General features: G+C 76.7%; 2 protein-coding genes. Both read left to right on the forward strand.

From position 1 onward, the window contains the following. Nucleotides 1–17: 17 nt before the first annotated feature. Complete coding sequence (locus RIF68_RS31430; protein ID WP_309054664.1) at nucleotides 18–1,697, forward strand: IclR family transcriptional regulator C-terminal domain-containing protein; 1,680 nt, start codon at nucleotides 18–20, stop codon at nucleotides 1,695–1,697. A 153-nt stretch (nucleotides 1,698–1,850) separates the two neighbouring features. Then, nucleotides 1,851–3,433 (forward strand): amidohydrolase (locus RIF68_RS31435; RefSeq protein WP_309054665.1); only part of this gene is annotated, 1,583 nt, incomplete at its 3' end.

Here is a 3,433-nt window from a genome sequence, read left to right on the forward strand (position 1 = left end):
CCCGAGGAGGCAGGACGATGGAGCAGACCGCCGCGACGCCCGGCGAGGCCTCCGGCGCGCCCGCCGGCCGGGCCGGGCCGCCGGTGCCGGTCCGGGCGGTGTCCGGCGAGTCCCCGGCCGGGTCCGCCGGGGCGGTGGGGCCGCTGGTACGCGGCCTGGAGGTGCTGCGGGTGCTCGCCACCGGACCCGAACCGCGCCGGCACCCCGGGGACCTGGCGCGGGTCACAGGACTCGCCCGGTCGACGGTGGACCGGATCACCACCACCCTCGTCCGCGTCGGCGTACTGCGCGCCGAGGGGCGCGAGCTGCTGCTCGCCCCCGGGGCGGCCGAACTCGGCAACGCCTATCTCGCCTCCTGCGGCCTGCCCGAACTCCTCGGCCCGCACGCCGCGTCGCTCGCCGGCACCCTGGACGAGTCGGTGTCCCTGGCCGTCCCGGACGGTGACGGGGTCCGCTTCCTCACCCAGTCCGCCCGGCGCCGGGCCATGGCGATCTCCCTGCGGCCCGGCGAACTGCTCCCGGCCGGACACTGCGCGGCGGGTGCCCTGTTCGCCGCCGGCCGGGACGAGGACGGGCCGGCGCGGGGCACCGGCACGCCCGACCGGCACAGGAGGGTGGCGGAGGCTCGCGCGCGGGGCTTCGCGGTGGACGACCAGATGATCGAACCGGGCCTCGTCGCGGTCGCCGTGCCGGTGCGCGGCCCGGACGGCGCGGTGGTGTGCGCGGTCGGTGTGGAGAGCCACACCAGCCGGCACAGCGCCGCCTCGCTGGAGGAGCGGGCGCTGCCCGCGCTGCGGCGGACGGCCGCCGCGATGGAGGAGGCACTCGCCTCCGCCCCGGCCGCCACCACGCACCCGGCTCCCCCGGTGGCCACGGCCGCCGGTGCCCGCGAGGACGCCCTCAAGGAGGAGCTGGGCGCCGGCTTCCTGCGGTCCCTCGCGCGCGGCCTGGACGTGCTGCGCGCCTTCGGGGCCGTACGGGGCCCGGCCCGGCTGACCGATCTCGCCCGGCTCACCGGCCAGCCGCGGGCCACCACCCGCCGCTCCCTGCTGACCCTGCGGCACCTGGGGTACGTACAGGAGGAGGAGGCGGGTTTCCGACTGCTGCCCCGCGTCCTGGAGCTCGGCTACGCCCGGCTCTCCGGGCTGACGCTGCCCGAGATCGCGACCCCGCACCTGGTGGATCTGGTGCGCCGGGTCCGGGAGTCGGCCTCCGTGGCGGTGCTCGACGGCGACGACATCCGGTACGTGGCGCGGGTCGCCGGCAGCCGCATCATGCGGATCGACATCGGCATCGGCACCCGGCTGCCCGCGTACGCCACGGCGATGGGCCGTGTCCTGCTCGGCGCGCTGCCGGCGGCGGAGCGGACCGTGCGTCTCGGCAGGATCACGCCGGAGGCGCTGACCCCGCACACCCTGACCACTCGCGACGACCTGGAGGAGGCCGTGACGGCGACGGCGGAGCGCGGACACGGATGGGTGGAGCGGGAGTTGGAGGAGGGCCTGCGGTCGCTGGCGGTGCCGGTCACGGACGGGGCGGGCCGGGTGGTCGCCGCGGTCAACATCGCCCTGCACGCGGGGCGTGCCACCCCCGAGGAGAGCCTGGCCACGCTGCTGCCCCCGCTGCGGGAGACCGCCGCCCTCATCGGCGCGGACCTCGCCGCCGTGGGCCGCTTCTCGCCCGTCGCGCCGGGCTGACCGCCTCTCGGGGCGCCCGGCGCCGTCGCCTTCCGCGCGGGGCCACCGCCCTCCCGACGGCGAGTCGTTGACGGCGGTACGCCCGCCGGGCTTCGATGGCGCCCGGCGACCGCGTTCGCCGCCACCGTTCACCGCACGCCCCGGAGCCGTCGTATGCCCAAGGCCGATCTCGTCCTCACCGGAGGGCCCGTCCTCACCCTGGACCCCGCCCGCACCCGGGCCACCTCGGTCGCCGTCACCGGTGAACGGATCACGGCCGTCGGCCACGACGAGGTGCGTGAGCTGATCGGCCCCGGGACCGAGGTCGTCGACCTGCGCGGGAAGCTGCTGCTGCCCGGTTTCCAGGACGCCCATGTGCACGCGGTCTACGGCGGGAGCGAGCTGGCCGAGTGCGATCTGACCGGGACGGTCGGCGTCGCGGAGTACCTGGAGCGCGTCGGGGCGTACGCGCGGGCGCATCCGGACCACGAGTGGATCACCGGGGGCGGCTGGTCCCTGGAGAGCTTCGCGGGCGGTCTGCCCACCCGTCAGCTGCTCGACGCGGTCGTCCCCGACCGGCCGGTGCTCCTGTCGAACCGCGATCACCACGGCGCCTGGGCCAACACCCGCGCGCTCGAACGGGCCGGGATCACGGCGGCGACGCCGGACCCCGCGGACGGCCGGATCGAGCGGGAGGCCGACGGCACGCCCAGCGGCATGCTGCAGGAGGGGGCCGCGGCGCTGGTCGGCCAGCTCGTCCCGGCCGCCACGCCCGCCGACCGGCTGGCCGGGCTGCTGCGGGCGCAGCGGCTGCTGCACTCGCTGGGCATCACCGGCTGGCAGGACGCGCTGCTCGGCGAGTTCGGCGGGCGGCCCGACCCCTCGGACGCCTACGCGACCGCCGCCCGTGACGGCTCGCTGACCGCGCGGGTGACGGGGGCCCTCTGGTGGGACCGGGAGCGCGGGGCGGAGCAGATACCCGAACTGGAGGCACGGCGAGCCCAGTTGAGCCACGGACGGTTCCGGGCGCGCTCGGTGAAGATCATGCAGGACGGTATCGCGGAGAACTTCACGGCCGCGATGACCGCCCCGTACCTCGACGGCTGCGGCTGCGTCACCGCGAACGCGGGCCTCAGCTTCGTGGACCCGGAGGCGCTGCGCGGCCATGTCACCGCGCTCGACGCGCGCGGCTTCCAGGTCCACTTCCACGCCCTGGGCGACCGGGCCGTCCGGGAGGCGCTGGACGCGGTGGAGGCGGCCCTGGAGGCCAACGGCCCGCGCGGCAACCGCCATCACCTCGCCCACCTCCAGGTGGTGCACCCCGACGATCTCGCGCGCTTCGCCCGGCTGGGGGCCGTCGCGAACATCCAGCCGCTGTGGGCGGCACACGAACCGCAGATGGACGAGCTGACGATCCCGTTCCTGGGGCCCGAACGCGCCGCCTGGCAGTACCCGTTCGGCGGTCTGCTGCGGGCCGGCGCGACCCTCGCCGCAGGCAGCGACTGGCCCGTGAGCAGCCCGGACCCCCTGGAGGGCCTGCACGTCGCCGTCAACCGGCGGGCGCCCGGCACCAAGGACGAGCGGGTCTTCCTGCCGGAGCAGCGGCTGGACCTCACCACCGCCCTGGCCGCCTACACCGCCGGTTCGGCCCATGTGAACGGCCACGACGACGCCGGCAGCCTGCGGGCCGGGAACCTGGCCGATCTGGTCGTCCTGGACCGGGACATCCTCACCGGCCCTGCGGAGGAGATCGCGGA

Source organism: Streptomyces sp., from assembly GCF_031178505.1.
GTDB classification, from domain to species: domain Bacteria; phylum Actinomycetota; class Actinomycetes; order Streptomycetales; family Streptomycetaceae; genus Streptomyces; species Streptomyces gulbargensis.